The organism is Tsukamurella sp. 1534 (assembly GCF_000312385.1).
GTDB lineage: Bacteria > Actinomycetota > Actinomycetes > Mycobacteriales > Mycobacteriaceae > Tsukamurella.
The window spans coordinates 65,401-84,215 of sequence record NZ_HE997627.1 but is presented as its reverse complement, the minus strand read 5'-3'; the positions used below and the strand labels follow the sequence as shown (position 1 = coordinate 84,215).

At 72.2% G+C, this 18,815-nt stretch carries 22 protein-coding genes and 1 riboswitch; of the genes, 15 read left to right on the top strand and 7 right to left on the bottom strand.

Annotated elements, in window-relative coordinates; all coding sequences use genetic code 11:
* Position 1: 1 nt before the first annotated feature.
* Together BN39_RS12720 and BN39_RS12715 are read right to left on the bottom strand one after the other, a co-directional pair.
* Positions 2 to 808, bottom strand: a complete 807-nt coding sequence (locus tag BN39_RS12720) for an HAD family hydrolase (protein WP_019202790.1) — start codon at positions 806 to 808, stop codon at positions 2 to 4.
* A 28-nt stretch (positions 809 to 836) separates the two neighbouring features.
* Positions 837 to 1,283 (bottom strand): SRPBCC family protein, encoded by a 447-nt coding sequence (locus tag BN39_RS12715; protein ID WP_019202789.1) that lies wholly within the window; start codon positions 1,281 to 1,283, stop codon positions 837 to 839.
* Positions 1,284 to 1,361: 78 nt separating this feature from the next.
* Here BN39_RS12715 and BN39_RS12710 point away from each other — a divergent pair, with 78 nt between their 5' ends.
* Positions 1,362 to 1,898, top strand: a complete 537-nt coding sequence (locus tag BN39_RS12710) for a DUF1990 family protein (RefSeq protein ID WP_019202788.1) — start codon at positions 1,362 to 1,364, stop codon at positions 1,896 to 1,898.
* Here the strand turns inward: BN39_RS12710 and BN39_RS12705 are convergent.
* Positions 1,895 to 2,335, bottom strand: coding sequence for a thioesterase family protein (locus BN39_RS12705; RefSeq protein WP_040768244.1), 441 nt, complete (start codon positions 2,333 to 2,335; stop codon positions 1,895 to 1,897). The genes BN39_RS12710 and BN39_RS12705 overlap by 4 nt on opposite strands.
* A 50-nt stretch (positions 2,336 to 2,385) precedes the next feature.
* Between BN39_RS12705 and modA the strand changes: the two genes are divergently transcribed.
* From modA to BN39_RS12690, 3 genes are read left to right on the top strand one after another with little or no spacing between them, the layout of a single operon-like run.
* Positions 2,386 to 3,159 carry a molybdate ABC transporter substrate-binding protein gene (gene modA, locus BN39_RS12700; protein ID WP_019202786.1) on the top strand — a complete coding sequence of 258 codons (774 nt, stop codon included), beginning with the start codon at positions 2,386 to 2,388 and terminating at the stop codon, positions 3,157 to 3,159.
* Positions 3,156 to 3,929, top strand: a complete 774-nt coding sequence (locus tag BN39_RS12695) for an ABC transporter permease (RefSeq protein ID WP_019202785.1) — start codon at positions 3,156 to 3,158, stop codon at positions 3,927 to 3,929. The genes modA and BN39_RS12695 overlap by 4 nt, the downstream gene beginning before the upstream one ends.
* A complete protein-coding gene (locus BN39_RS12690; protein WP_019202784.1) occupies positions 3,917 to 4,972 on the top strand; it encodes a sulfate/molybdate ABC transporter ATP-binding protein in 1,056 nt (351 codons plus the stop codon). Before BN39_RS12695 ends, BN39_RS12690 begins: the two co-directional genes overlap by 13 nt.
* Here the strand turns inward: BN39_RS12690 and BN39_RS12685 are convergent.
* Together BN39_RS12685 and BN39_RS23505 are read right to left on the bottom strand one after the other, a co-directional pair.
* Positions 4,932 to 5,681 carry a PadR family transcriptional regulator gene (locus tag BN39_RS12685; RefSeq protein ID WP_019202783.1) on the bottom strand — a complete coding sequence of 250 codons (750 nt, stop codon included), beginning with the start codon at positions 5,679 to 5,681 and terminating at the stop codon, positions 4,932 to 4,934. The two genes, BN39_RS12690 and BN39_RS12685, sit on opposite strands and share 41 nt — an antisense overlap.
* 253 nt (positions 5,682 to 5,934) lie before the next feature.
* A complete protein-coding gene (locus BN39_RS23505; RefSeq protein WP_159103248.1) occupies positions 5,935 to 6,807 on the bottom strand; it encodes a hypothetical protein in 873 nt (290 codons plus the stop codon).
* Between the two features lie 93 nt (positions 6,808 to 6,900).
* Here BN39_RS23505 and BN39_RS23500 point away from each other — a divergent pair, with 93 nt between their 5' ends.
* Positions 6,901 to 7,383, top strand: a complete 483-nt coding sequence (locus BN39_RS23500) for a GNAT family N-acetyltransferase (protein WP_019202781.1) — start codon at positions 6,901 to 6,903, stop codon at positions 7,381 to 7,383.
* On the opposite strand, the gene BN39_RS12670 is transcribed toward BN39_RS23500, so the two are convergent.
* Positions 7,295 to 8,287, bottom strand: a complete 993-nt coding sequence (locus BN39_RS12670; RefSeq protein WP_019202780.1) for a DMT family transporter — start codon at positions 8,285 to 8,287, stop codon at positions 7,295 to 7,297. The genes BN39_RS23500 and BN39_RS12670 overlap by 89 nt on opposite strands.
* Positions 8,288 to 8,371: 84 nt before the next feature.
* On the opposite strand from BN39_RS12670, the gene BN39_RS12665 reads away from it, so the two are divergent.
* Together BN39_RS12665 and BN39_RS12660 are read left to right on the top strand one after the other, a co-directional pair.
* Positions 8,372 to 8,959 (top strand): CGNR zinc finger domain-containing protein, encoded by a 588-nt coding sequence (locus BN39_RS12665; protein WP_019202779.1) that lies wholly within the window; start codon positions 8,372 to 8,374, stop codon positions 8,957 to 8,959.
* Between the two features lie 58 nt (positions 8,960 to 9,017).
* Positions 9,018 to 10,493 carry an NAD(P)/FAD-dependent oxidoreductase gene (locus BN39_RS12660; protein WP_019202778.1) on the top strand — a complete coding sequence of 492 codons (1,476 nt, stop codon included), beginning with the start codon at positions 9,018 to 9,020 and terminating at the stop codon, positions 10,491 to 10,493.
* Positions 10,494 to 10,588: 95 nt separating this feature from the next.
* On the opposite strand, the gene BN39_RS12655 is transcribed toward BN39_RS12660, so the two are convergent.
* Positions 10,589 to 10,969 (bottom strand): PaaI family thioesterase, encoded by a 381-nt coding sequence (locus BN39_RS12655; protein WP_040768234.1) that lies wholly within the window; start codon positions 10,967 to 10,969, stop codon positions 10,589 to 10,591.
* Positions 10,970 to 11,191: 222 nt separating this feature from the next.
* On the opposite strand from BN39_RS12655, the gene BN39_RS23970 reads away from it, so the two are divergent.
* The 8 genes from BN39_RS23970 to BN39_RS12615 all read left to right on the top strand — a co-directional run bounded on the left by BN39_RS23970 (position 11,192) and on the right by BN39_RS12615 (position 18,599).
* Positions 11,192 to 11,455, top strand: a complete 264-nt coding sequence (locus BN39_RS23970) for a PspC domain-containing protein (RefSeq protein WP_019202776.1) — start codon at positions 11,192 to 11,194, stop codon at positions 11,453 to 11,455.
* A 286-nt stretch (positions 11,456 to 11,741) separates the two neighbouring features.
* The gene (locus tag BN39_RS12645) at positions 11,742 to 12,110 is read left to right on the top strand and encodes a BlaI/MecI/CopY family transcriptional regulator (RefSeq protein ID WP_019202775.1); all 369 of its coding nucleotides are present in this window, start codon (positions 11,742 to 11,744) and stop codon (positions 12,108 to 12,110) included.
* Between the two features lie 39 nt (positions 12,111 to 12,149).
* Positions 12,150 to 13,091 carry a M56 family metallopeptidase gene (locus tag BN39_RS12640; RefSeq protein WP_019202774.1) on the top strand — a complete coding sequence of 314 codons (942 nt, stop codon included), beginning with the start codon at positions 12,150 to 12,152 and terminating at the stop codon, positions 13,089 to 13,091.
* 50 nt (positions 13,092 to 13,141) lie between these two features.
* Positions 13,142 to 13,651, top strand: a complete 510-nt coding sequence (locus tag BN39_RS12635) for a TM2 domain-containing protein (RefSeq protein ID WP_019202773.1) — start codon at positions 13,142 to 13,144, stop codon at positions 13,649 to 13,651.
* Positions 13,652 to 13,681: 30 nt separating this feature from the next.
* Complete coding sequence (locus BN39_RS12630; RefSeq protein WP_019202772.1) at positions 13,682 to 15,130, top strand: GuaB1 family IMP dehydrogenase-related protein; 1,449 nt, start codon at positions 13,682 to 13,684, stop codon at positions 15,128 to 15,130.
* A 172-nt stretch (positions 15,131 to 15,302) separates the two neighbouring features.
* Positions 15,303 to 16,649 (top strand): hemolysin family protein, encoded by a 1,347-nt coding sequence (locus BN39_RS12625; protein ID WP_040767921.1) that lies wholly within the window; start codon positions 15,303 to 15,305, stop codon positions 16,647 to 16,649.
* Positions 16,642 to 17,715 carry a hemolysin family protein gene (locus BN39_RS12620; protein WP_019202770.1) on the top strand — a complete coding sequence of 358 codons (1,074 nt, stop codon included), beginning with the start codon at positions 16,642 to 16,644 and terminating at the stop codon, positions 17,713 to 17,715. Before BN39_RS12625 ends, BN39_RS12620 begins: the two co-directional genes overlap by 8 nt.
* Complete coding sequence (locus tag BN39_RS12615; RefSeq protein WP_019202769.1) at positions 17,712 to 18,599, top strand: hypothetical protein; 888 nt, start codon at positions 17,712 to 17,714, stop codon at positions 18,597 to 18,599. Before BN39_RS12620 ends, BN39_RS12615 begins: the two co-directional genes overlap by 4 nt.
* A 42-nt stretch (positions 18,600 to 18,641) precedes the next feature.
* Positions 18,642 to 18,714: riboswitch (cobalamin riboswitch) on the top strand.
* Positions 18,715 to 18,815 lie beyond the last annotated feature (101 nt).

The following is an 18,815-nucleotide window of genomic DNA, read 5'->3' as shown; positions in this document are numbered from 1 at the left end:
GTCACTGCGCGGCGCGCAGGGCCTCGGGCAGCTCGTCCAGCGAGCGGATCGACGGCGGTTCGCCGCCCGCCCCCGTCCCGGTGCGGTCGAGCCACAGCGCGCGCATCCCCGCCGCGCGCGCCGCCGCCACGTCGTTCGGGTAGTTGTCCCCCACCGCGACGCACAGCTCCGGCGCGGCGCCGATCAGCCCGCACGCGTGCTCGAAGACCCGCGGATCGGGTTTGCCCACGCCCAGGGTGTCCGTGGTCACGACGTGCGGGAAGCGCTCCGACACCCCGAGCACCTGCAGCTTCATCCGGGTGGCCGGGTTCGAGGAGTTGGTCAGCAGGACCACGGCGATGCCCCAGCGCTCCGCGGCCTCCACCGCCGGCATGGCGTCCGGGTGGAACCGCTGGGCCGACGCGAACGCCGGGTCGTACGCGCTGCAGAACCGGCGGTACCGCCGCGGTTCCCACACCAGGCCCACGTCGGCGGCGGACGCCGCGATCCGCAGTTTCCGCATCTCGTGGAACCGCAGCCGGCCCTCCGTGTACCGGGTGAAGTAGCCGTGCGGGTCGGAGTGGAACAGGACGGCGAAGCGCTCACGGGTGGCCGTGGTGGACTGCGGCCACACCTCCAGCGCCGCGGTCTGGGCGGCCGCCCGGATCGCGGACTCGGTGTCGATGAGCGTGTCGTCGACGTCCAGGATCAGGCCGTCACAGGGCCGCGGACCGTCGAAACCCGTGCGCCGGCGCCATTGCCGGACGGTGTCCGTGCCCCAGGCCATGCCCTGTTTGAGGGCGGACCCGACCAGGTCCGTGATGTCCACTCCCACCCCCTCGCCGCCGGCCGGGCGCTTACGCCGCGAACTTCTTCTCGAACTGCGCCAGAGACTGCTCGATGTCGCCCTTGAGGGCCCGCGCCACGGTCGAACCGATCGGACCGAAGAACGGCGCGCCGCCGAGGTCGGCCCGGAGCGACATGCGCGTCCCCGCACCCGACGGTGCCACGGTCACGGTGAGCTTGTACTTGGTTCCCGCCGCGCCCTTCCCGTCCAGGACCAGCTTCTTCGGCGGGTCGTAGGTGGCGATGGTCCAGTCGACCCGGTTCCGCAGGCCCTTGACCTTGACCACGGAACTCACCGTGACGCCCGCCTTCAGCTCCTCGGGCAGCGGGCCGCGGTAGGCCTCGTGGACCGTCACCCACTCCGGCAGCAGGTCCAGGTCAGCGGCCTTCGCCCAGGCCTCTTCGGGGCTCAGAGACACCTCGACGGTGCTCTCGACCTTCGCCACGATCAACTCCATTCACGCGCGGATGATTGCTCCGAACATAGCGTGTTGTCCACGGGTCCGGTGCGGCGCGGACGGCGTAGCGTGACGGGAGTGACGGATTTCGAGCGCTGGGAGCGGGCGCCGTTCACCTATTCCGAGGTCGGCGCCACCCGCCCCGGGCACCGCATGCCCGGCGACGCGCACGTCGTGCGGGCGGAGCGGGTCGTGGGCCGCGGGCCCGAGGACTTCGCGGCCGTCCGCGCGTTCATCCTCGGATTCGGCATGCAGCGGGGCGCGGGGATGCGCGTGCGGGCGAGCACACCGTCGGCGCGGGAGGGGACGGTCCTCGTCGCGTCCGCGCCGTTCCTCGGCCCGCTCCGGATCCCCTGCCGGGTGGTGTACGTCCTCGACGGGCCCCGTCGGGCCGGGTTCGCGTACGGCACCCTCCCCGGACACCCCGAGAGCGGAGAGGAGCTGTTCTCCGTCGAACTGCGGCCCGACGGTGCGGTGGTCGCCGTCGTCGCGGCCTTCTCCCGCCCCGGGCGCTGGTACACCCGGGTGGGCGCACCCGCCGGGAGACTGCTGCAGGCGGCGGTGACCAGGCGCTACCTCGCGGCCGCCGCGAACGCGGCGACCGCGCCCGGCTAGACCCGGGCGTCCTCGCGACGACGGCGGAACGGCACCGGATCACCGGCCAGGCCGTCGAGCACTGCGCGCAGGTCCGCCGGGATCGGCGACGGGCGGCCGTCACCGTCGACCACCACCATCGAGCTCTCCGCGAGCGCGGCCACCGCACCGTCGTGCCCCAGCACCTCGTAGCCGATGTCGAGACCGGAACCACCGATCCTGGTGACCCGCATGAGGATCCGCACCGGTTCCGCCGAATAGAACAGCGGCGTCACGTAATCGATCTCCTGGTGCGCCACGAACATCGATACGCGGGTCGCGCCCGGCCGGTCGGCGTGCTCGGCCATGAAGCGGATCCGCGCCTCCTCCAGCAGACGCATCGTCGCCACGTTGTTGATGTGCTGCAACGCGTCCATGTCCGACCAGCGCAGCGGGACCTTCACCTCGTGATCAACCATGCAGATATTGTCGACCACGCCCCTTCGAACCGCCTGCACCGGGAGCTGCGATGCGCACCACACGCCTGCTGACCACCGTCGTGCTCGGTGCGTCGCTCGCCGCCTGCGGCACGTCCACCGAGCAGCCGGCGGCGTCGTCCTCGGGCGCCCCGTCGGGCACGGTCACGGTGTACGCGGCGGCCAGCCTGCAGGCGACGTTCGAGAAGCTCGGCGCCGCGTTCTCCGCCGAGCACCCCGGGGCCACCGTGAAGTTCTCGTTCGGCGGGTCCTCCGGCCTGCTCACGCAACTCACCCAGGGCGCGCCGGCGGACGTGTTCGCCACCGCCGACACGCCGACCATGGACCGCGCCCGGGGCGCCTCGCTGGTGGGCGAGGCGCAGCCGTTCGCCACCAACACGCTGACCATCGCCACGGCCGCCGGGAACCCCGAGCGGATCACCGGACTCGCCGATCTCGCGAAGCCGGGCCGCACCATGGTCGTGTGCGCGGCACCGGTTCCGTGCGGCGCGGCCACCGCGAAGGTCACCGCCGCCGCGGGCGTCACCCTGCGCCCGGCGAGCGAGGAGGACTCCGTCTCCGGGGTGCTCGCCAAGGTGCGGCACGGGCAGGCCGACGCGGGCCTCGTCTACCGGACCGACGTCGAGGGCGCGAACGGGGCCGTCGCGTCGGTCGACTTCCCCGAGGCCGCGAGGGCGGTCAACGTCTATCCGATCGCGCCGCTCGCCGCTGCGAGGAACCCCGCCGGAGCGCGCGCGTTCGTCGACTTCGTCCGCGGTCCGCAGGGCCGGGCCGCACTCGCGGACGCCGGCTTCGGGGCGCCGTGACGCCGATCCCGCGCTGGACCCTGCTGCCCGCCGCCGCCGGCGCGGCGTTCGTGCTGATCCCGCTGGTGGCGATCATCGCGAACGTCGACTGGCCACGGTTCGGCGAGCTGATCACGTCCCCCGGCGCGACGGACGCGCTCGTGCTGTCGCTGCAGACCTCGGTCGCCGCCACCCTCCTGTGCCTCGTACTCGGGGTGCCCCTCGGGGTGGTGCTCGCCCGCGGCACGTCGCGGGCCGTGGGGCTCCTCCGGCCGCTGGTGCTGCTGCCCCTCGTGCTGCCGCCCGTCGTGGGAGGCATCGCCCTGCTGTACGCGTTCGGGAGGCGCGGTCTCATCGGCCGGTTCGGCGGCATCGGCGAGCACATCGCCTTCACCACCACCGCGGTGGTGCTGGCGCAGGCCTTCGTGGCGCTCCCCTTCCTCGTGCTCGCCGTCGAGGGCGCACTGCGCTCGCTGGGCACCGACCACGAACGGACAGCGGCGACGCTGGGCGCGTCGCCCGGAACCGTGCTGCGGCGGGTCACCCTGCCGCTCGTGCTGCCCTCGATCGCATCGGGGGTGGTGCTGACCTTCGCGCGGGCGCTCGGCGAATTCGGTGCCACACTCACCTTCGCCGGTTCGCTGGCCGGGACGACGCGCACGCTGCCCCTGGAGATCTACCTGCGCAACGAGACGGATCCGCAGGCCGCCGTGGCGCTCTCGCTGGTGCTGCTCGCGGTGGCCGCAGTCATCGTCTCCGGGGTGTACGGGGTGCGGTCGTGGCGCCGGTGACCCCGGGCCTCGCGGTGCGCGCCACCGTTGCGGGGCGGGGCGTGGACGTGGACCTCGCCGTGGTCGCGGGCTCCACTGTCGCGCTGCTGGGCCCCAACGGCGCGGGCAAGTCGACGGTGGCCGATGCCGTCGCCGGACTCGTGCGCCCGGACGCGGGACGGATCGCGGTGGCAGGGGAAACGGTGTTCGCTGCCGGGGCGGCGGAGTCCGCGTGGGTGCCCGCGCACCGTCGCCGCGTGGCGCTGCTGGGCCAGTCGACGAGGCTGTTCCCGCACCTCGGGGTACGCGCGAACGTCGCCTTCGCGCCGCGCAGCGCCGGGGCGGACCGTCGGGCGGCGGGGGCCGCGGCCGACCGCTGGCTGGACGCGGTGGGCGCCGCCGACCTGGCGGACAGGCGCCCGGACGCGCTGAGCGGAGGCCAGGCGCAGCGGGTCGCGCTCGCGCGGGCCCTGGCGGCGGAACCGCAGGTGCTCGTCCTCGACGAACCGCTGTCGGCGCTCGACGTCTCTGCGCGGGCCGAGGTGCGGGGGCTGCTGCGGGAGTTACTCGCGGGTCGCACGTGCCTGCTCATCACGCACGACCCGGCCGATGTGGTGGCGCTCGCCGACGAGGCCGCGGTACTCGAATCGGGTCGGATCACCGATCACCGGGCCGCGGCCGACGTACTCCTCTCCCCCACAACGCCGTTCGCCGCCCGGCTGGCGGGCATGAACCTGCTGCCGGACGGCGACGGTGGGATGTGGGTGTTCGGGCCCGACGAGGTGGAACTCGCGGTGGCGGGCTCGGCCCCGGACGGGCCGGACGACGGTGCCGGGTTGGCCGGCACCGTCGTCGAGGTGACCGTGGCGGGCGGACGGTGCCGGGTGACCAGCACCGTCGTCGTGCCCGAGGGCGGCGGGCCCTCCTCGGTGGTGGCCGAACTGCCCGCCGCGCGGCACCGGGACCTGTGCCCCGGCGACGCCGTGCTGCTGCGCCCGGACCGGGCGCGGGCCCGGCGGGTTGCTACTGCTCGTCCGGCTCCTGCTCCGGATCCGCCGCGCTAGCGGTCGGCGGCGTGCGGTCGACGCCGGCCAGCAGCAGGTAGACCTGCTTGATCGCGTCGCCGAGGATCGTGTCGACCGCGGCGATCTGCTCGCCGGTGCCGGTGCGGCCCACCCTGCGGGTGACCTCGTGCAGCTCGCGAAGGGTGTCGCGGAGGTGCCCGCGTTCCGCGGATCCCCCGTCGAATCCGGCGAACGGGTCGGTGTCCGTGAGGGATTCGGCGATGTACTCGCGTCCCGCGTCGGTGAGCGTGGCGACTTTGCGGCCGTTCTCCCGCTCGATGGTGATCAGCCCCTCGTCCTCGAGCTGGCTGAGCGTGGGGTAGATCGCGCCCGGGCTGGGCTTCCACGCCCCGGCCGTGCGCTCCTCGATCGACGAGACGATCTGGTAGCCGTGCATGGGCTGCGCCTCGAGCAGCTTGAGCACCGCGATCCGGACGTCGCCGCGCTGGACCCCGCGGCGCCCGCGGCCACGGCCGCGCCGGCCGTGATGGCCGAAGTCATCGCCCGGGAAACCGGGGCGACCCGGCCCGCCGGGGCCGCCGGGGCCACCCGGTCCGAAGCCCGGACCGAATCCGGGCCCGCCGGGGCCGCCGGGGCCGAAACCGCGGCCCCGTCCGCGACCGCGGCCGCCGTCACCGTCGAACCCGGGAGGGAAACCGCCCTGCCGGAAGCAGGCGTCGAAGCTCTCATCGTGAATGTGCCGTCGCATGGTGGCACTCCTTTCGGTAGGGGGCGACATGTTCCGTCACCCGATGCGTTCACGATATATCGCGATAGTTCTTCTGGCAACCCCTTCAGCCCGCCCCCGGGTTCCCCCTAGCACTCCCCCTAGCGTCGCGGTCATAGGGAGAACCCGCACCTCTGGGGAGACGCTCTCCCGCTAGGGAATTCGCGCGCCGCGGACACGACGAAGCCCCCGCCCGGAGGTTCCGGACGGGGGCTTCGACGGTGTCTGTTGCGGGTCAGGCCTTCGACGCGGCGACGCGGTCGAGGACCTTCGCGGCGAACTCCTTCGCGCCGTCGCCGAGGCGCTCCAGGTGCAGATCCGGCTGGACCACCTGGACCTCCAGGATCACCGGATCGCCGCCGGACGCGCGGACCAGGTCCACGCGCACGTAGAGCGGCGGATTCGACGGATCGATCGGCTTGAGGGCGGCATCGGCCAGTTCCCGCTCGGCGGCGGTCGGCTCCGCGTCGACGAGGACCTCGGTGGGGCGGCCCTCGGCCGGATCGGCGTTGATCTCCGCGGCGAGGTCGCGACCGAAGGCGTGGCTGAACTCGCCGCCGATGTACACCAGCGAGACGCCGCCGGCCTCGACCGAGTACGGCGAGACCATCACCGTGTTGCCCGCGGCCTTGATCTCCTCGAGCTTGGCGCGACTCGCCTCGTCGTCGCCCGGCCCGAAACGGAACGCCTCCGCCAGGCCGCCGCTGATCGACGGCCGCACCACGTGGTCGGTACCCAGGTAGTCGTGATCGAGCGTCGCGTCGTGGACGGTGATGAACTGCGTCGGCACGATCGGCAGGCCCTCGGACTCGTAGTCGCGGAGGTACCGCTTGTCGGCGTACCAGCGGACCAGAGGCTCCGGGTTGAGCACCAGCGACTGCGCGGCCACGCGCCACGCCCACCCGAGGAAATCGTCGTAGCGCTGCGCGTAATCCCATGCGCCGACGACCACGACGGCGTCGTACTGCTCCCAGTCGACGGCCCCGTCGGTCCACACGGCGGCCTCGGCCTCGTGGCCCGCGGAACGCAACGCGGACAGGATCTCCTGGCCGCGGTCGTCGAGTTCCGGCTGGGCCGCGGAGGTGGCAAGTGCGATTCGGTACGTCACGCCGGACAGTATGGCAGCCATTGCGACGCCATCGTCGCGACACCCGCCGGAAGTCCGCCGGCAACCGCCGGACACCAGATATCGTCAACCGTCGTGAGGGGCGAGTTGGACGTGCACATCGAGACCGCACGCCTGCACCTGTCCCCCGCCTCGGACGGCCGGTTCCACATCATCGACCGGCACAGCCGCCGCACGCTGGGAAGGATCGCCCTGCGCGCCTCGCGGCACAGCCGGGCCCGGGGGCTGGAGTTGAGCTATGCGGTGGCCGCCGCGCACCGTCGACGGGGGTTCTGCGCCGAGGCGGCCGCGGCGCTCGTCTCGCACGCCTTCACCGCCGGCCTCACCGGCCGCGTCTACGCCTCGACGGCCTGGTCCAACGTCGCGTCCCGCAGGGTGCTCGCCGGGCTCGGCATGCAGCAGCTCGACATCGCGATGCTCGACTGGGAATCCCTGCAGGGCGAGGTGGACGCGATGGACGCGGAGGACCTCACGCCGTACGCGCGGGTGGAGTACGAGATCCATCGCGAGGACTGGCTGGCGCTGCGGACGCCGTCGACCGCCGCTCGCCCCGCTTGACGGCGATCACCCCGGCCACGATGGCGACGGCGCCCACGATCTGCACCGGCGTCAGCGCCTCGCCCAGCATCACCCACGCGACCACCGCCGCCGCGACCACCTCGGAGAAGCCGAGGAACGAGGCCAGGGTGGGACCCACCAGGTTGATCGCGAGGATCCCGGCGACGTACGCGAGCCCCGTCGCGACCGCGCCGATCACCACCGCCGGTACCCACCAGGGCACGGTGCCGAGCGAGCCCAGCACGACGGGGGCGGTCGACGTCCGCACCGGCGTCAGGCCGGCGAGCGACGTGGCGGTCAGCGTGAGCGCGCCCACCAGCAGGCCACCCGCAGCCAGCGCCAGCTGGTCGACGGTGCCCGACGGGGCGTCGTCGTCCTCCGGGCGGGTGCCGTCCTCCGCCAGCAGGAAGTACGCCGCCAGCCCGACCAGCGAGACGAAGGCCCAGACGAGACCGGTGATGCTCACTTCGGCCCCGCCGGATGCCGCGGTGACCACTGCGAACAGCCCGGCGACGGCGACGACGGCGCCCACGGTGGTGCCGACCGACGGCCGCTTCCCGAACCGTGCCCACAGGTACACCAGCACCAGAAGGGGCGCGGAGAACTCGATGAGCAGCGCGACGGTGACCGACATGTGCGCGATGGCGTTGAAGTACGCGAGCTGCACGGCGACGACCGCGAGCAGGCCGTACGCGACCACGGTGAAGGGCGCGCGACGCAGGGTGGCGAGGCGGCCGCGCGCCACGATCAGCATCGGGATCAGCGTGACCAGCGCGGCGATCCACAGGCGCACCAGCACCACGCCCGCGGGGCTCCAGCCTGCGGCGAGGAGCGGTTTCCCGAAGGGGCCCGACATGGCGAACGCGAACCCTGAAATCAGCGCGATGACGATACCGCGACCCATGCTTCACCTCCGGAAAGCGCCGTGGAGTAAGGAGTAAAATGAGCGACGGAAGTGACGGTACATCCGCCGTCTGTAAGGAGTCAAATGCAATTCGCACATGACACGGAGCCGTCGCTGCTCATGGCGGCCGACCTCGCCAACTCCGATTACGACGGCGACGAGCGGATCGGCACCCTCGCCGCGCTGAAGGACTACCTCAAGGCCCACGAGTTCACGGGCTGGAGCAGCGCCGAGGCCGCCGACCTCGAACCGGTCCACGGGCTCCGCGCCGACCTGGCGCGGGTGTGGGCGGCGCCGAACCCCGCGGCCGTCGCGGGCATCGTCAACGAGATGCTCGAGGCCTCGCCCCAGCAGCCGCGGCTCACCCGGCACGGCAAATGGGATTGGCACCTGCACTTCACGCCCGACGACGCCCCGATCCCCGTGCGCATGCGCGCCGAGTTCGCGATGGCCCTCGTCGACCTGGTCCGCAGCGACAACGTCGACCGGCTCAAAGTGTGTGCCGCGGACGACTGCGAGCGGGTCCTCGTCGACCTCTCGCGCAACCGCTCGCGACGGTTCTGCGCCGAGGGGAACTGCGGCAATCGCACCCATGTCGCCGCGTATCGGGAGCGCCGCGCGACCGGTTCGGCGGATGCGCCGCGCCCGTCGCGGACGAGGCGACTACCGTAGAGGCAGCAACGGCCGGTGACCCCGGCTTCCCTCAGCGAGCGCAGGAGCGACGAGAGTAATGAGCGACGGATCGCACCGCCACAAGGTGGTCGTCATCGGTTCGGGCTTCGGTGGCCTGTTCGGCACGCAGGCCCTCAAGAAGGCCGATGTCGACGTCACCCTGATCGCCAAGACGACCCACCACCTGTTCCAGCCGCTGCTCTACCAGGTGGCCACGGGCATCCTGTCCGAGGGTGAGATCGCGCCCGCGTCGCGCATGATCCTCCGCAAGCAGCCCAACGCGGAGGTCCTGCTGGGCGAGGTCACCGACATCGACCTGGAGAACCGCACCGTCACCAGCCACCTGCTGGAGCGCACCACGGTCACCCCGTACGACAGCCTGATCGTCGCCGCGGGCGCCGACCAGTCGTACTTCGGCAACGACCGGTTCGCCGAGTTCGCCCCCGGCATGAAGACCATCGACGACGCGCTGGAACTGCGTGGACGCATCCTCGGCGCGTTCGAGCAGGCCGAGCTCTCGGACGATCACGAGGAGCGCGAGCGCCTGCTCACCTTCGTGGTGATCGGCGCCGGCCCGACGGGCGTCGAGCTCGCCGGCCAGATCGCCGAGATGTCCGACAACACGCTCAAGGGCGCGTTCCGCAACATCGACGCCACCGAGGCGAAGGTCATCCTGCTCGACGCCGCGCCCGCCGTGCTGCCCCCCATGGGCGAGAAGCTGGGCAACATGGCCGCCGAGCGGCTCCGCAAGATGGGCGTGGAGATCCAGCTCAACGCGATGGTCGTCGACGTGGACGCCGACGGCCTCGTGGTCAAGGAGAAGGACGGCACCGAGCGCCGCATCGAGGCCCAGTGCAAGGTGTGGTCGGCGGGTGTCGCCGCCAGCCCGCTCGGCAAGATCATCGCGGACCAGTCCGGCGCCGAGGTGGACCGCGCCGGCCGCGTCAAGGTGCTCCCCGACCTCACGGTTCCGGGCAATCCGAACGTCTTCGTCGTCGGCGACATGATGGCCGTCGAGGGCGTCCCCGGCATGGCGCAGGGCGCCATCCAGGGCTCGACCTACGCGGCCAAGGCGATCAAGAACGGCCTCAAGGGGCAGAGCCCCGCGAACCGCGAGCCGTTCAAGTACTTCGACAAGGGCTCGATGGCCACGATCTCGCGCGCGAGCGCGGTGGCCAAGGTGGGCAAGCTCGAGTTCGGCGGCTTCCTGGCCTGGCTGGGCTGGCTGGCGCTGCACCTCTGGTACATCGTCGGTTACCAGAACCGCCTGGTCACGCTCATGTCGTGGGCGGTCACCTTCCTCACCAACAAGCGCGGGCAGATGACCATCACCGAGCAGCAGGTGTACGCCCGTACCGCCCTGGACCAGATCCAGGGCGGCGGCGCCTACTCGATCCCGCCGGTGCACACCAGCTCCCCCAAGGCCAAGGCGAAGCCGGCCGTCGAGGCGAAGAAGCCCGCGGACGGCCCCGAGGTGAAGGCGCCGGGAGCCGAGGAGCAGAAGCAGTCCGAGAAGGCCGAGAAGGCGGGCTGACCGGACCTCACGACACGAAGGGCGCGACGGAGACCGTTCTCCGTCGCGCCCTTCGCGTTCCGCCGATGCTCACCGGCGCCGAGCCCGCAGGAACGTCAGGCGTCGATGTTCTGCAGGCGCACCTGGCCGCGCGCCACCTGCTTGCCGTCCGGGCCGGCGATCTCCACCAGCCACAGCTGCTGCCGGCGACCGCGGTGGATCGGGGTACTGGCGATCGACAGGTGGCCGCTGGAGAGCGCGCGCAGGAAGTCGGTGTTGTTGTTGACGCCCACCACGTTGCCGGCGCCGCCCAGCCACACCACGCCGGACACGCTCGCGACCGACTCCACGATGGAGCAGTACACGCCGCCGTGGGTGATGCCGAACGGCTGGTGCAGCTCCGGCCGCAGGGTGAGGCTCGCCCGGACGCCGTCCGGGGTGATCTCGTCGTACTGCAGGCCCAGGTACTCGTCGAAACCGGCTGCGCCGCTCGCCATGAGGGAATCGATGACCTGCTGCTGTCCGGGGGTGGCTTCCGTCATGGGGTCACCTTATGCGCCGTTCGACGGTCCCCGCCCCGCCGCCCCGTCGTACCTCCCCAGCGGGGAGACGCACCCCCGGCGACGCGGCCCCGTCGGCCGGGCGCGGGGGCGGAAATCCGGGGACGCCTGGGGGTTGACCCCGATGCGCGGCGATGCGCCGGGCGGCACAGTGGAGTCATGACCGAGAAATCGCCTTTCGACCCCGCCTACCCCTCCGCGTTCCCGGACGCGACGACCCCTGTCCCGCCGTTCCAGCCCGCACCGAAGCGGTTCTCCCGCGATCTGCAGAACAACTGGCTCGGCGGCGTGTGCTCCGGCATCGCGCGGTACCTCGGATGGGACGTGACGCTCGTGCGCGTGCTGTTCGTGGTGTCCTGCGTGCTGCCCGGCCCGCAGTTCCTGATCTACCTGCTGCTGTGGCTCGTCATGCCGAAGGACTGACCGGCAACGCAGTGCGCGGACAACGGATGGAGGCGCGGAGAAGGCCCACAGAAAGTGATCGGCGGGCCCCGCGCTCAGCCTTCGCGGGACCCGCCGTGGCACAGACCGGGCGTATCAACTGCAGCCCTCAGTTCGCGAACCGGTCTGATGTGGATCACTTCGTCGCTCTCGGCGACGGTGATTACTCTAGGACAGCCTCCCCTAACTAAGCAAGCCCTAATTTCTGTGACGTGGATTACGACAGGCCGTCGTAGCGACTGACGCCATGGCGAGTAGGATCACAGGAATGGCAGCACTGGGAGATCTGGAGCGCGCGGTCATGGACCACCTGTGGGGGTCCACCGAACCGCAGACCGTGCGGCAGGTGCACGAGGCGCTGTCCGCGGATCGCGAGCTCGCCTACACCACGGTGATGACGGTGCTGCAGCGCCTCGCGAAGAAGCAACTCGTCAGCCAGATCCGCACGGATCGGGCCCACCGGTACACCGCGACGTTCGGTCGCGAGGAACTCGTCGCGGACCTCATGTTCGACGCGTTGGCGCAGGCCGAGAGCTCGCGCGAAGCCGCGCTCGTCCACTTCGTGGAGCGCGTCGGCGCGGACGAGGCCGAGGCCCTGCGTCGCGCGCTCGCCAAACTCGAGGGCGAACAGGCCTGATTTCGCGTACGGGCCCGCCCAGCCACTAGGCTCGGATCCATGGCGGCAGTCATCTTCGGCGTGCTGGCCCTGCTCCTGGCGGGGCCGGTGCCCACGTGGCTGTCCCGGGCCTCCTGGCCCGTCCGCGCCCCCCGCGCCGCCCTCGTCCTGTGGCAGGCCGTGGCCCTCGCCGCCGTGCTCTCGGCCTTCAGCGCGGGGCTCGTGATCGCCAGCCGGCTGCTGGTTCCCGGTGCGGACGGCCGCCCCACCACCAACCCGATCGACGAGATCCGCCAGCTGGGCGTGATCCCCTGGACGATCGCGGTCATCGCATTCGTGTTCACGCTGGTCATCGGCGCCCGCCTGATCACCTCGACGGTCCGCCTCGCGGTCCGCACGCGCCGTCGCCGGGCACGGCACCGCAACGTCGTCGACATCCTGTCCCAGGCGGTCGACGGTGACTCGCACCTCTCGGCCGCCGACCTGCGCGTCCTCGCGGTCGACGAACCGCTCGCCTACTGCCTGCCCGGGCTGCGACACCGCGTCGTGCTCAGCGTGGGCACCCTCGATCAGCTCTCACACGAGGAACTCACGGCGGTGCTGGCACACGAGCGGGCACACCTGCGTTCCCGGCACGATCTGGTCCTCGAGGCCTTCACCGCGGTGCACCACGCGTTCCCGCGGCTGGTCCGCTCCTCGGCCGCGCTCGACTCGGTCGAACTGCTCGTGGAACTGCTCGCGGACGACGAGGCGGTCGCCAAAGCCGGCCCCCTGCCGCTGGCGAACGCGCTGGTCACCTGCGCCAAGAGCCCCGCGCCCCGGGGCGCCCTCGCGGTCGGATCCACGGGCACCGTCGTGCGGGTGGAGCGCCTGTCCGAGCCGTCCGCAGGGCCGCTGTTCAACGGCGCCGTCTACCTCACCGCGGGCCTGATCCTGGTGGTCCCCACCGTCGCGGTCGCGGTGCCCTGGCTCACCGAGCTCTCGCGCCTCTTCGCCCACTGACGGCGCCGGGTACCCTGAGCGCACATTCGTCAGGGGGAAGTGGGGACAGCATGACCGATCCGCAGTATCCGCAGCCGTACCGGCCCACGTACGGCCAGGCCGCCGGTCCGCAGGGTTACCAGGGGTACGGGCAACCACAGCCCTATCAGCACGGTTCCGCCCAGCCGGCGTACGGGCAGCAGCCGTACGACGCCCAGCCCGCCCAGCACTACGCCCAGGCTCACCAGCCGGGCTACGCGCAGCCGGGTTACGGGCAGCCGTACGCGGCCGCGGGGTACGGGATGGACCCCGCCACCGGGCTGCCGCTGTCGGACAAGTCCAAGATCGCCGCAGGCCTGCTGCAGTTGTTCCTGGGCGGGTTCGGCATCGGCCGTTTCTACCTGGGCTACACCGGGATCGGCGCGGCGCAGCTGTGCCTGTGGCTGCTCGGCTTGGTGACCAGCATCTTCCTCATCGGCTTCGTTCTGCTGTTCGCCGTGGGGGTGTGGGCGCTGATCGACGCGGTGATGATCCTCACGGGCGGCGTCAAGGACGCCCAGGGCCGGGTGCTCCGCTCCTGAGGGGAGGGGCGGCGGCACTGGTGCCGTAGTATGTCGCCACGTGCAGTTCCTCCCGATAGCCGCCCGCAGTACGACCTGACGTACGACGACGTCTTCCTCGTACCCAACCGCTCCGACGTCACGTCCCGCTTCGACGTGGACCTCTCCAGCGTCGACGGCACGGGCACCACCATCCCGATCGTCGTGGCCAACATGACCGCGGTCGCCGGCAAGCGCATGGCGGAGACGGTCGCCCGGCGCGGCGGCATCGTGGTCCTCCCCCAGGACCTCCCGATCGAGGCGGCGACCGAGACCATCGCTTACGTCAAGAGCCGCGACCTGGTCGCGGACTCCCCCGTCACCCTCGGCCCGGGCGACTCCGTGAGCGACGCGGTCGCACTGCTGCCCAAGCGGGCGCACGGCGCCGTCGTCGTCATCGACGACGAGGGTCGTCCGCTCGGCCTCGTGACCTCGGCCGCCTGCGAGGGCGTGGACCGGTTCGCGCGCCTCAACGACGTCATGACCACCGGGTTCGTCACCGCCCCCGCCGGCACCGAACCGCGCGCCGTCTTCGGGCTGCTCGACGACGCGCACGACGACCTGGCCGTACTCGTCGAGCCCGACGGCCGGCTGCACGGCGTCCTCACCCGCACCGGCACCGTCCGCGCGGGCATCTACACCCCCGCGGTCGACGGTGACGGCCGGCTGCGGATCGCCGCGGCCGTCGGCATCAACGGCGACGTGGCCGGCAAGGCCAAGGCGCTCGCCGAGGCCGGCGCCGACGTGCTCGTCGTGGACACGGCCCACGGTCACCAGGGCAAGATGTTCGAGGCCCTCGAGGCCGTCGCCGCGCTCGACCTGGGCCTGCCGCTGGCCGCGGGCAACGTGGTCGCCGCCGACGGCGCCCGCGACCTGGTCAACGCCGGCGCGACCATCGTCAAGGTCGGTGTCGGCCCCGGCGCGATGTGCACCACCCGGATGATGACGGGCGTCGGCCGGCCGCAGTTCAGCGCGGTGCTCGACTGCGCGGCCGCGGCCCGCGAGCTGGGCGCGCACGTGTGGGCCGACGGCGGCGTGCGACACCCTCGCGACGTGGCGCTGGCCCTGGCCGCCGGCGCCTCCAACGTCATGGTCGGGTCCTGGTTCGCCGGCACCTACGAGTCCCCCGGCGACATGAAGTACGCGACGGACGGCACCGCGTACAAGGAGAGCTTCGGCATGGCCTCCAAGCGCGCGGTGGCCGCCCGCACCCAGGGCGAGAGCGCCTTCGACCGGGCACGCAAGTCGCTGTTCGAGGAGGGCATCTCCAGCTCGCGGATCCGGGTGGCACCCGACGCCCCGAGCGTCGAGGACCTGCTGGACCGGATCACCTCCGGTGTGCGCAGCTCGTGCACCTACGCGGGCGCCCGCACGCTGCCGGAGCTGCACGAGCGGGCCACCGTGGGCGTGCAGAGCGCCGCCGGCTTCGCCGAGGGCCGCCCGCTGCCCGGCGGCTGGTGACCGGGCCGGGCTACCGGGCGATTCCCCCGGAACCGGGCGTCCATCGGTAAGGTGGTGGCCACGCCGCGACCGTCGCGGCGCGATCACACGTTTTGGGAAAGGGACATGAAGGTCCGAAGACCCGGCAAGCGCCGCCGACGAGCCGCCACGAGCACGACGCCGGGGAGGTTCGTTGACTAGCGCGTTGCTCACCGCCGCCGCCGTCATCGGTTTCCTGGCCCTGACCTTCGGTACCGCGCTGTTCGTCGCGGCCGAGTTCTCCCTCACCGCCCTGGAGCGGTCCACGATCGACGCGGACGTCCGCGAGCGTGCGGACCGCCGGTCGAAGCAGGTGCAGAACGCGCACCGCACACTGTCGTTCCAGTTGTCGGGTGCCCAACTCGGCATCACGATCACCACCCTGGTCACCGGTTATCTCGCCGAGCCCGTGCTGTCGCAGTTCCTGCGTCCCGCGCTCGAATGGACCGGGATGCCGCGGGTGTGGTCGTCCGCGCTGACGCTGATCCTGGCGCTGGTGATCGCCACCTCGCTGTCGATGGTGCTGGGCGAGCTCGCGCCGAAGAACCTGGCCATCGCCCGGCCGCTGCAGACCGCCCGGTGGACCGCGGGCGCGCAGGCCGCGTTCTCGAGCGCCTTCCGGTGGGCGATCACGTTCCTCAACTCGAGCGCGAACAAGCTGGTGCGCCGGCTCGGCATCGAGCCCGCCGAGGAGCTCAGCTCCGCCCGCTCCGCGCAGGAACTCAGTGCGCTGGTGCGCAATTCGGCCGCGCACGGGGCGATCGACGAGATGACCGCCGAGCTGGTGGGCCGCTCCCTCGACTTCGGCGAGCTCACCGCGGAGGACCTCATGACCCCGCGCCAACGGGTGCAGTCGCTGGAGGTCGAGGACACCGTCGCCGACCTGATGGAGCTGTGCATCGAGACCGGCCACTCCCGCTTCCCCGTCGTCCGCGGCGACCTCGACGACACCGCGGGTTTCGTGCACGTGAAGCAGGCACTGACCGTGCCCGCCGAGCGCCGCGCCGGCGTCTCCGTGCGATCCATCGCCACGCCGCCGCCGGTGGTCCCGGCGACTCTCGACGGCGACGCGCTCATGGAACAGCTGCGCGCCAACGGTCTGCAGATGGCCCTCGTGGTCGACGAGTACGGCGGCTCGGCCGGGATCGTCACCGTCGAGGACCTCATCGAGGAGATCGTCGGCGACGTCCGGGACGAGCACGACGAGAACGAGCCCGTCGACGTGGAACGCACCGACGACGGCTTCCTGTGCGCGGGCCTGCTGCGGATCGACGAGCTGGAACGCGACACCGACTACCGTGCCCCCGAGGGCGACTACGACACGCTGGGCGGCCTGATCATGTTCCTCCTGGGCCGGGTCCCCGTCGTGGGCGATACCACGACGCTGCCGAACCACCCGTCCGTCGAGGACGACGAGGGCGCCGAACCGCCCACGTGGACCGCGCGGGTGGCACGGATGGACGGCCGCCGCGTCGACCTGGTGGAGCTGAGCCATGAATGACTTCCTGGGCGTCGGCCTCACCGTGCTGCTGCTGGCGGCGAACGCCTTCTTCGTCGGTGCCGAGTTCGCGCTCATCGCGGCCCGCCGCGACCGCCTCGAGGCGCTCCTGGAGCAGGGCCGCGGCGGCGCCAGGGGCGTGATCAAGGCGTCGGAGAACCTGTCGCTCATGCTGGCCGGCTGCCAGCTGGGCATCACGATCTGCTCGATCCTGTTGGGTAAGGTCGGCGAGCCCGCCATCGCGCACATCCTGGAGAAGCCGCTCGAGTGGGCGCACGTCCCCGAGGCGCTGCTGCACCCCATCTCGTTCACGGTCTCCCTGGGCCTGGTCGTAGTGCTGCACATCCTGCTGGGCGAGATGGTCCCGAAGAACATCGCGCTGGCCGGCCCCGAGGCCTCGGCGATGCTCCTGACGCCGCCGCTGGTGGCGTTCGTGCGGCTGATGAAACCCGTGATCGGCCTGTACAACTGGTTGGCGATCCTGGTGCTCAAAGCACTGAGGGTGGAGCCCCGCGACGAGTTGGAGGGCACCGTCTCCGCCGGCGAGCTGTCCGAGCTCATCGCCGAATCCCATGACGAGGGACTCATCGACGCCGAGGAGCGGATCCGCCTCACCCGCGCCCTGCAGACGTCGCGGCGCACCGTCGCCGACGTGGCGATCCCGCTCGCCCGGATCCGCGGCCTGCAGGCCGTCGCCGGCTCCGACGGGCTCTTCGGCCCCACCCTCGGCGACATCGAGACCGCCGTCGCCGAGACCGGCTTCTCCCGCTACCCGGTGCGCTCGCGCAGCGGCGCGTTCACCGGCTACCTGCACGTCAAGGACGTGCTGCCGGACATCATGGACGCCGCGGTGGGCCCGGACACGGTGATCGGGGCCGGACGCATCCGGCCGCTCCCCGTGGTCGACGGTGCGCTCTCGCTGGACCAGGCCACGTCGCACCTGCGGCGCCTGGGCGGCCACCTGGCCGCCGTCGCCGACGATCACGGCCGCACCATCGGCATCGTGGCGCTGGAGGACGTGGTCGAGGAGTTCGTGGGCACGGTGCGCGACGGGACGCACCGGGTGTGAGCTCGGTCGTCCTCACCGACGCGCAGTGGCGGCCGTTGGCGGCCGCCCACCGCGCACGGCTGGAGCCCTTCGTCGGCGCGCACCGGCGGCGGGCGGCGCGGGGCGAGAAGCACCCCGTGTGGGACTTCCTGTTCACGTACTACGGGCACAGGCCCGCGCACCTGCTGCGCTGGCACCCGGGCCTCGGCGTCGAGCTCGACGGTCCGCGGGCGGCCGCCGAGTTCGGCGGCGCCCGCGGCTACCTCGTCGACGGGACGCGGGTGCGCCTCGACCCCGCGCCACTCGCCAAGCGGGCGGGCACCGCGGCGTACGTGGCGCGCCTGCTCGAGGCCACCGCGGGCCGCGCGCCCGTGCTCGGCTGCTTCGGCCTGCACGAGTGGGCGATGGTCTATCGCGAGGCGGACCAGGCCCGGCACCCGGTGCAGCTTCGGCTGGGGCCCGCGGGCACCGACGCGGTGGTCGAGGCGGGCGGCCTGCGCTGCACCCACTTCGACGCGTACCGCTTCTTCACCCCCGAGGCCGCGCCCCGCAACGCGGTGCCGCTCACCCGCGAGGGGCAGACCGCGTCGGAGCAGCCGGGCTGCCTGCACGCGGGCATGGACCTGTACAAGTGGGCGTTCAAGCTGACGCCCGGCGCACCGTCGGACCTCGTGGCCGACGCCTTCGACCTGGCCCGCGACGCCCGCGAGCTGGACATGCGGGCGAGCCCGTACGACCTGGCCCGCCACGGCTTCGAGCCCGTACCCATCGAGACGCCCGCGGGCCGCGCGGAGTACGTGCGGAGGCAGGCGGAGCTCGCCGAGCGGGCCGCGCCGATCCGGGAGCGGCTCGCCCGAATCGCCCGATCCTGGCCCGCCGACGGGTCGCCGCAGCGGCACCCATAGACTCCCTGCAGCGATGGTCCGCGCGCCCCCGGGCGCCGGCGCAAGAGGGAACCCGGTGCGAATCCGGGGCTGCCCCGCAACGGTGAGCTCGCCCCCGCGAGCCAGCCCGATACCTGCCCTCGCGGCCGCCCGGACCGGGTGGCCACTCACCGACCCGAGGGGAGTCGCGGAGTGCGAGTGGTCTCGTCGCGCCGTGTGGCCGTGCTGATCGCGGCC

Bases quoted from the DNA above. Each gene is read 5' to 3' on its own strand.
- BN39_RS12660 (WP_019202778.1), top strand. From the start codon at position 9,018: ATGAGCGACGGATCGCACCGCCACAAGGTGGTCGTCATCGGTTCGGGC.
- BN39_RS12645 (WP_019202775.1), top strand. From the start codon at position 11,742: ATGGCAGCACTGGGAGATCTGGAGCGCGCGGTCATGGACCACCTGTGG.
- BN39_RS12715 (WP_019202789.1), bottom strand. From the start codon at position 1,283: ATGGAGTTGATCGTGGCGAAGGTCGAGAGCACCGTCGAGGTGTCTCTG.
- BN39_RS12635 (WP_019202773.1), top strand. From the start codon at position 13,142: ATGACCGATCCGCAGTATCCGCAGCCGTACCGGCCCACGTACGGCCAG.
- BN39_RS12705 (WP_040768244.1), bottom strand. From the start codon at position 2,335: ATGGTTGATCACGAGGTGAAGGTCCCGCTGCGCTGGTCGGACATGGAC.
- BN39_RS23970 (WP_019202776.1), top strand. From the start codon at position 11,192: ATGACCGAGAAATCGCCTTTCGACCCCGCCTACCCCTCCGCGTTCCCG.
- BN39_RS12655 (WP_040768234.1), bottom strand. From the start codon at position 10,969: ATGGCGAGCGGCGCAGCCGGTTTCGACGAGTACCTGGGCCTGCAGTAC.
- BN39_RS12685 (WP_019202783.1), bottom strand. From the start codon at position 5,681: ATGCGACGGCACATTCACGATGAGAGCTTCGACGCCTGCTTCCGGCAG.
- modA (WP_019202786.1), top strand. From the start codon at position 2,386: ATGCGCACCACACGCCTGCTGACCACCGTCGTGCTCGGTGCGTCGCTC.
- BN39_RS12640 (WP_019202774.1), top strand. From the start codon at position 12,150: ATGGCGGCAGTCATCTTCGGCGTGCTGGCCCTGCTCCTGGCGGGGCCG.
- BN39_RS12670 (WP_019202780.1), bottom strand. From the start codon at position 8,287: ATGGGTCGCGGTATCGTCATCGCGCTGATTTCAGGGTTCGCGTTCGCC.
- BN39_RS12620 (WP_019202770.1), top strand. From the start codon at position 16,642: ATGAATGACTTCCTGGGCGTCGGCCTCACCGTGCTGCTGCTGGCGGCG.
- BN39_RS12665 (WP_019202779.1), top strand. From the start codon at position 8,372: ATGCAATTCGCACATGACACGGAGCCGTCGCTGCTCATGGCGGCCGAC.
- BN39_RS12630 (WP_019202772.1), top strand. From the start codon at position 13,682: ATGTCGCCACGTGCAGTTCCTCCCGATAGCCGCCCGCAGTACGACCTG.